A 7135-nucleotide genomic window follows, 5' to 3' on the forward strand; every position below is an offset into this window, starting at 1 on the left:
CCATGCGGTAAGCTGATTGTACCTCTTTATGCAAAGAGTTTCAGTATGCCTGCGAATGATTTGAAGCCCATCCAAGCCGTCAATACGACCATTATCCATCCCAGCACCGTGAGTACCACCGGATGCTTGTACGTCGTCCCGATAATGTCCTTGTTATGCGCCGCAAGCAGCATGGTCCCGAGCGACACCGGAAGGATCAGCCCGTTCAGCGAGCCGGCAAATATCAGAAGTGTGACAGGGTTGCCCATTGTCGCGAATATTGCCGTGGAAACGCAGATAAAACCCATGATCCAGTAGCGCGCGTTCTTCTCTATAGTTTTGGAAAGGGTCCTGAGGAATGAAATCGACGTGTATGACGCACCGACGACCGATGTTACCGCGGCGCACCAGAGGATCACGCCGAAAATGCGGTAACCGATCTGTCCTGCCCCGATAAGGAACGCGGATGCCGGCGGGTTTTTGGGATCAAGGACGGCGCCTGTCGCCACAACACCAAGTATCGCAAGGAAAAGCAGATATCTCATTACGCCTGTGATCCCTACGGCTGTTACGGAGCCCCTTGAAATCTTCGGAAGATTCTCCGTCCCGACTATCCCCGCGTCGATTATACGGTGAGCGCCGGCAAAGGTTATATATCCCCCGACCGTTCCGCCCACGAGCGTAAGGATCGTCATCCAGTCTATAGTCGACGGGAGGACGGATTCCTTAAGAGCCAACGCGACGGGCGGCTGTGTCTTAAAGACCATGAAGATGACCATTGCGATCATTATCATGCCGAGGACCTTTGTAAACATGTCCATCGCCTTGCCCATCTCCTTATTGATGAACAGCGCTATCGCAACTACAGCGCTGCATATCGCACCGGGCACAAGCGGCACGCCGAGCATGACGTTGAGCCCCATCGCCGCACCTCCGACGTTGCCGATGTTAAAGACAAGGCCTCCGGTAGCCACAAGAAGAGCCAGAAAATATCCAAGCCCCGGGCAGACCTTGTTGGCAACATCCTGCGCGCGTTTCCCTGAAACACCCAGTATGCGCCATATATTCATCTGAACGACGATATCGATTACGATAGAAGCAAGTATCGCAAACGCAAAAGCCGCCTTCAGCCTGTCGGTAAATACCGCTGTCTGTGTCAGAAATCCCGGCCCGATCGCCGATGTTGCCATCAAAAATGCCGCCCCTATAAGAACGCTTGCCGCCGACCCCTGATCTTTTTTCTCCGCCATCATCCGGCACCTCCATAATAAATTAGGTATAACACCTTACCTCATTACATGCAAAATAGTTGCCGAATATGACGAAAAAAATATAAAGAACTAACCTGCGGCAGCAGCGATTTTTTTATCGGGATAGCCCGGGAAATAAATATGCACTGTGTGCCGGGTGTGCGGCACACGTTGTGCGATGTGCGGTTCCCGCACTATGAGGAACGCTTGGTTTATTTTCTGCGGACAGCCCTCTGCGGGCGGAACACGGAGGACAATCCGAGCTTTTTTCTGTGATGGGCAACGGTCCTTACAGGCATGGAAAGTTTTTCGGCTATCATCCTGTCGCCGTATCCCTCCATATTCAACTGTCCGATGGCCGAGTTAAGTTCATGCACCGACATATCCGGCCTTGAATGCAGACCTCTTGAAAAGAAGGCGCTCATCCGGAGCACTTTTCCTGAGACAAGGCACCAGGTATCCTTCATTGAACGGAAGACCGTCGACGTACTCAAGCCCAGCTCTCCTGCCGCATATCCATAGGTAAGGGGCGCCACAGCCATTTTTTCTCCCCTCAGGTAATCGCTTTGAACGGCGGCGATGCACATTGATATCCTGATAAGGGTCCTGTATCTCATGCCAAGACGCGTGAGCGTAAATTTAGTGCGCGACCATGCCGGTTTCATCCATTGCTGGGCAAGCACCTCTCTTATGCCCATGGGAAATTCAGAGAGGCTGTTTTCAATCGCCGGGATATTCTCTCTGATAAGTCTGGGCCTTGGAACAGGGGTATCAATAAGAAATTCTATCTCAGGGACGATGTTCCTTGCCGGGCTGAAGTTCTTTCCCGGGGAAGGATCCAGCCTTTTAAGCGCTTCCAGCGCTTCTGCTGCCTCAGTGCTGTTCCATCCGTTTTTCTCTGCAAATTCCTCCGTCCGGCCGGATATGATATATTCACTGCCGTCTGTCAGCAGCCTCCACGCCGGACTTCCTTCCATCCCGCAGCGCGCAAGCTGGATAAGGAGACACTCCTTCAAATCGGCAGCAAAAAGTCCCGGAGGCTCTACATAATCCTGAAGCGCCTTTATATATTCCGAAGCTTTTTTACTAGTGATACCAAGCATCAGAGCAATATCTTCGACAGACGTGTTAAGAAAACCGCGGGTATCCAGAGCGGAGCACCAGAATGAAGCGGAGGATGCCGGCCCGTTATTTCCGCACAGTCCCGGACAGGTCGCGATCTGCAGGGAAAGGTGTTCCTCGATGCCGGTTTTTGCCGGTATAGAATCAGCGTCCAGCATATCGATATCGACGTAAGAACTTTGCCACTTAGGCGGGATGAAAGAGAAAAACGGATTATCGCCAAGGATATTCCGGCACTCAGCCGCAAGCTCATTGAGCGGGACAAAGAGAAGGTTCGTCCCGAGCAGCGCCTTAGGACTCAGCTTATGTCCGGGTTTCAGCTGCCGGGACAGAGAAATGTCAATCGAGCCCATGCCTCTGCATCCTCCGAAGCAGCGAAAAGCGTGATATCCCAAGCTCGGCCGCCGCCTGCGTGCGATTGCCTCCGCATCTTGCAAGCGCGGATGTTATAAGGTCCCGTTCGACCCTGTCCAGACTACCCGGGAGTGATCCCCCGCCGCATGCCGGGACAGAGGTGCCCGGGTCCAGATGAGCCGGCTGTACTTCAAGCATCTCAGCCGGCAGGTCTGCGAGGCGTACAAGGTGGTCTGAGGGATCTTTCAGGATAAGTATCCTTTCGATAAGGTTGCGAAGCTCCCTTATATTGCCCGGCCAGAGGTAGCTCATAAATACTTCCTGCACTTCGTCCGTAAGCGTATCCGCAGATTTGCCAAGCCGTTTTGAGAACTCGGCAAGGAAGAGCGACGCAAGCCCGAGCACATCTTTGCCTCTCTCCCTGAGCGGCGGAAGCGTTATCGGGATCACCGATATCCTAAAGAATAGGTCCTTACGGAAGGTCTCTTCTCTTACTTTTTTTTCGAGGTCAAGGCATGTGGCGCATATCAGTTTCAAGCTGACCTTCTTCTCCTTCGTGCTCCCAAGAGGGCGGAACGCGCGCTGGTCCAGGAACCTGAGCAGTTTGCTCTGAAGCGGCAGCGGCATGTCCCCTATCTCGTCCAGAAAAAGCGTCCCCTTGTCAGCGACTTCTATCAGTCCCTGTTTGTCGGAGTCCGCGCCTGTGTAAGCCCCCCTGCGGTATCCGAAAAGCTCCGCCTCAAGAAGCGACTCCGGGATCGCAGAACAGTTGAGCGCCACAAAATCACCGCTGCAGTTCGAAGCACGGTGGATCATACGCGCGGCGACCTCTTTTCCCGTGCCGCTTTCCCCTTTGAGAAGGACGGTTATATCCTGATGCGGGGCTATTTTTAAGATGCTGTCGCGGATTTTCTCCATCGAGGGAGAAGAGCCGAAGAGGTTGCTCGTCTCCTCTGTGAGGAGACGCTCCGCCTGGTTCTGAAAGCGTATCGATTCAAGCGCCCTCTGTACCATGTTGTTTGCGGCATCCAACGGGAAAGGCTTGTCAAGATAGTTATATGCCCCTTCCTGTATCGCCCTTACGATCAGGCGGGAGTCCCCAAACGCTGTCATGATGATGACCCTGCATCTCGGAGCCTGCTGGAGTATGACGGGCAGCATGTCTATGCCGTTGCCGTCAGGCAGACATTGGTCCAAAAATATAAGAGCCGGTATCTCAGATGCAAGCAGCTGCTGAAGCTCTGAGATACTGCCGGCAGTCTTTACGCTGAAGCCCTGTCTTTCGAAGCCCTTCTTCAGGCCGTTCGCAAGGTTGACTTCGTCATCCGCTATCCAGATATTCATTGTATATTTTCCTCCGCATCTATAGTTTCACAAAGGGGAATGCTCTCTTTATCGAGAGGCAGAAAAACCTTGAAGCCCGTCCCGAGTTCAGACGTCTCCAGCGACATGGCGCCCCCCAGTCCCTCCACGATCCGCTGGACCGTGCTCAGTCCCAGACCTGTCCCTTCTTTCCTTGTGGTAAAAAACGGGTCGAATATCCTGTGCTGTATCTCCGCAGGTATGCCTGGCCCGCTGTCTTCCACGGAAAGAAATCCCATTTTTGATTCGCCGTTGTTATCTTCGGAGTATCCTGACGTTATACGGAGGATCCGCGCGCGTCCGGTGTCAGAAGAAGACATAGATTGGATCGCGTTCAGCGAGAGGTTCATAAGAAGCTGCTGCAGCATCTCTTTGTCAGCCATGACTGTCACGCATCGGTCGGCCTGTTTCGTGACAAGTTCTATTCCAAGTTTCTCCGCCTGAGGGTTAAACATTGAACGGCACCATGGCAGAAGTTCATCTAACAGGACCGGGGCTATTATCGCCTGTTTGGGCCTGACAAACGACAGCAGCTGCGTCACGATCCCGTTCAGCCTGTCAAGCTCCTTCTCCAGGATACTTATAAGTTCGCCTGCGTCTCCGGAGGAAGGACTGCCGCATTTGGAGGCCATTGATTCTACCTCCGAACGAAGCAGATCTATCTGTATCCTCATGCTGGCAAGCGGATTGCGGATCTCATGGGAGAGCCCTGATATCATCTCGCCAAGGGCAGCCAGCCTGTCCATCCTGCTCACCTGCCTTTGAACTTCCTTCCATCTTTCAAGCTGACTTGCCATATCGTTGAAACTATCCGTCAGCTCTTGGAATTCATAGGGCGTCATCGCATTCTGCGGGATGGTGACCGGAACACCCCTCGCTATGCTCCTGCAGCCCAATGCAAGACGTCTGAGCGGTCGCGTCAGCACATATGATATGAACACGGCGAGTTCCACAGCGGCAATGAGCCCCAGCAGTCCGACAAGGAGCAGGTAACGTTCCTCTTCCGCAATTGAGATCATTATCGCCTCGGTATCAAACATAAAGTTTAAGATTTTGCCTCCGCTGCTTATGCTGAGATCGGGCCTTTCATAGGGCCGTGCTTTCCTCCAGTACGGCCCAAGCTTACCCAGGATCATATCTTCGGTATAATGATATCCCCGCTCCTCGATGAGAGATTTGATCTCCTTTCCGGATCCCGCCGCGGAATATTTTTTCTCGGCATAGCTCTGGTGAAGCCGTGCCCCGAGAGTCAGCAAAACCATGGAGAGCGCAAGCGCCATGAATATCCATTTCATAAGGGTTTCCAGGCTGAATTTATTAAGCATCCCTGTCAGCCTCTTCCGGACATAGAAGTTTCGTCTCTGTCTCCGAAGCAAAATGCCTCTTGGATCCAAACAAAGCGACCTCTACAAAAAGGACCGCAAGCATTGCATATTCAGGACTTATTCTGACGATGAAGACCAGGACAAACTGGAGCAGCAGCGCAACACCGAGAACATAAAAGAGGATATCTCCGGCAACCCAGTTTGGAAATAACAGAGGAAAAAAGAAGCATATGGCAACGAGCGTCCAGCTGATGCGGCCGAGCAGCAGATATCCGGGAAGCCCCGCGTGGCTGAGTATGAGCGCAACAGAGGCTATGCCGGTGATCGCGATCCTGTTCACAAGCAGGAAATGGTCTTCCTCCATAGGGTTCGTACTTTTGTTTTCATTCACCTTCATAGGGAAAAGGTCGTAACAGAGAGAGCAGGCCGCAAGAAGCAGCTGCGAGTTCGCCGTGCTGACGGCAGCTGCGATCACGCCGATAAGCAGAAATGTGCCCGCAAAATTTGGAAGGAACTGGGACAGTTTTGCAAAAGCCATTGTCTCCTCGATATTTTCCAGCACAGGATAATTTGAATGGCAGGCAAGGATAAAAAATGTCACACATATATATACCCATCCTACGATAAAAGGGGCCAGCGAGAGCATCCCGTAAGCATCTCTTTTGGTGCGGCAGGCCAGGATCCTGACAGCATACTGGGGATTCCCGGCAACGCCGAGCCCCCATGAAAGCATTATCGCAAAAGCAGAGAAAATTTCAGCAGGGGTCAGAACTCTTGCCGTGTCAGGCCCGTCTTTCATAGACAGGATATTTACTGCCGCTCCCGGAGTAAATCCTTCGGAGAGAGAAAAGTATGCGGCGACAGTGACTCCGATAACAATGAGTAACAGATTCAACACGTCGCTTCTGACCACGGAGGTATAGCCCCCAAAGGTCGTGTACAGGACAAACAGGTATATCAGGGATGTGGCGGCAAAACCGGCCGGTATCTCCAGCATATATGAAACTATTATGCCGAATGCCCGGAATTGTATGACCAGATAGAGAGTGTAAAGGAATATCATCGTCAACGCCACAAGCTTACGCACCCTTGCATCGCCATAGGTCTTTTCAAGCCATTCAGGAAGAGAGAGCACCCGCTTTGCCCTGAGCCTGTTGACAATGAAGGGAAAAAACAGAAGACCAAGGAGCCATCCGTTTACTGATGCCAGGAAAGCCACGTAGCCGTCCCTGTATAGCCACATGCCGTAGCCGACAAGAGAAAGGGGACTCATCCATGTGGCACAGAAAGTAGCTGTCGACGGCAGCATAGAAACCCTGCGGCCACCGAGATAGAAGGATTTTTTGTTCTCCTCCCACGCGAAAGACTGCCCGGTGATCAGTATGATAGAGATCGTATACACGCCGAACGCAAAAAGATAATAGATCAGGGGGGACATATCTGTTGTACCCTCCCCATTTTAAATGCCTCTTCCCCTGTTTCCGGAGATATGCCGGGCTATTATTCCGGGGGCAACGACTAAAATTATAAATACCAGCCAACAGAAAATAATCAGTTTGATAATAACCTCTCCCCTGTCTTAAAAAATATCCCTATAATATTACTCAACTTTCCCACCTCTTGCTACTAGTGGATTCAAAACCTCTGTTTTTCGTCTTCTCTGTATGTTATTTAGCGGAGAACCAGTGGCTCTAAAATATTGAAGTTGCTGGATTCCCGCTCAAAAGCATGCGGGAAAGACGG

The 7135-nt window shown here is 52.0% G+C and carries 5 protein-coding genes; all 5 read right to left on the reverse strand.

Features of this window, described 5'->3' with window-relative positions; all coding sequences use genetic code 11:
* Nucleotides 1–26: 26 nt before the first annotated feature.
* A complete protein-coding gene (locus tag LLF78_01120; protein ID MCE5201103.1) occupies nt 27–1229 on the reverse strand; it encodes a divalent metal cation transporter in 1203 nt (400 codons plus the stop codon).
* Between the two features lie 212 nt (nt 1230–1441).
* Nucleotides 1442–2704, reverse strand: a complete 1263-nt coding sequence (locus LLF78_01125; protein ID MCE5201104.1) for a hypothetical protein — start codon at nt 2702–2704, stop codon at nt 1442–1444.
* Nucleotides 2691–4049: a sigma-54 dependent transcriptional regulator gene (locus LLF78_01130; protein MCE5201105.1), complete on the reverse strand. Its 1359-nt coding sequence runs from the start codon at nt 4047–4049 to the stop codon at nt 2691–2693. The genes LLF78_01125 and LLF78_01130 overlap by 14 nt, the downstream gene beginning before the upstream one ends.
* On the reverse strand, nt 4046–5392 hold the full coding sequence (locus LLF78_01135) for a HAMP domain-containing protein (protein ID MCE5201106.1): 1347 nt from the start codon (nt 5390–5392) through the stop codon (nt 4046–4048). Before LLF78_01135 ends, LLF78_01130 begins: the two co-directional genes overlap by 4 nt.
* A complete protein-coding gene (locus LLF78_01140; GenBank protein MCE5201107.1) occupies nt 5385–6830 on the reverse strand; it encodes a sodium:solute symporter family protein in 1446 nt (481 codons plus the stop codon). The genes LLF78_01135 and LLF78_01140 overlap by 8 nt, the downstream gene beginning before the upstream one ends.
* Nucleotides 6831–7135: the final 305 nt, after the last annotated feature.

Source organism: Synergistaceae bacterium (assembly GCA_021372895.1).
Taxonomy (GTDB): domain Bacteria; phylum Synergistota; class Synergistia; order Synergistales; family Synergistaceae; genus JAJFTP01.